Annotated in this window: 1 protein-coding gene; it reads left to right on the forward strand. The window is 70.4% G+C overall.

The genetic code is table 11. From position 1 onward, the window contains the following. Positions 1-952, forward strand: a 952-nt coding sequence (locus tag JL475_RS39155; protein WP_202282951.1) for an IS3 family transposase, incomplete at both ends; no start/stop codon positions are given.

A 952-nucleotide genomic window follows, 5' to 3' on the forward strand; every position in this document is an offset into this window, starting at 1 on the left:
CTACGCCGGGCCAACGCCATCCTGAAGTCCGCCTCGGCTTTCTTCGCCGCGGAGCTGGACCGCCCACTGCGCTGAAGGTCGCCTACATCGACCGGCACAAACAGGAGTTCGGCGTCCAGCCGATCTGCGAGGCCCTTCAGGGCACCGACGCCGAGATCGCGCCGAGCACCTACTACGCCGCCGCCGGCAGGCCGCCCAGCGCCCGCAGCCTGCACGATGCGCGGCTCACCGAGGAGATACGCGTGCTCCACGCCGCCAACTACGGCGTCTACGGCGCCCGGAAGATCCACGCCGCGCTGCGCAGAGCCGGCCGGAACGTGGCCCGCTGCACCGTGGAACGCCTCATGCGCGACGCCGGCCTGCGCGGCGTGAGCAGGGCCAGGGGGCCGCGCACCACCAGGCCCGCTCCCGAGACCGGCCGCCCCGCCGACCTGGTCAAACGCGAGTTCACCGCGAGCGGGCCGAACCAGCTGTGGGTGGCGGACATCACCTACATCCGCACCTTCTCCGGCTGGGTGTACGCCGCGTTCGTCATCGACGTGTTCTCCCGCATGGTCGTCGGCTGGCAGGTCGCCACCAGCCTCTACACCGACCTCGCCCTCGATGCCCTGGACATGGGTATCTGGCGCCGCCGGCGCGACGGCGCGGACCTGGCCGGACTGGTCCATCACTCCGATCGCGGCGTGCAATACCGCGCCCTGCGCTACACCGAACGCCTCGCCGATGAGGCCGCCGTGGCCTCGGTCGGCTCACGCGGCGACTCGTACGACAACGCCCTCGCGGAGGCATTCAACAGCCTGTTCAAGGCCGAGCTGATCCGCAACAAGGGCCCGTGGACCGGCATCAACGACATCGAGATTGCCGTGGCGGAGTACATCGACTGGTTCAACCGGCGACGCCTCCACGGAGAGCTCGGGCACCTCCCGCCCGCCGAGTACGAGGCCCTCCACAC

Origin of the sequence: Streptomyces sp. M2CJ-2, from assembly GCF_016757295.1 — a bacterium.
GTDB lineage: Bacteria > Actinomycetota > Actinomycetes > Streptomycetales > Streptomycetaceae > Streptomyces.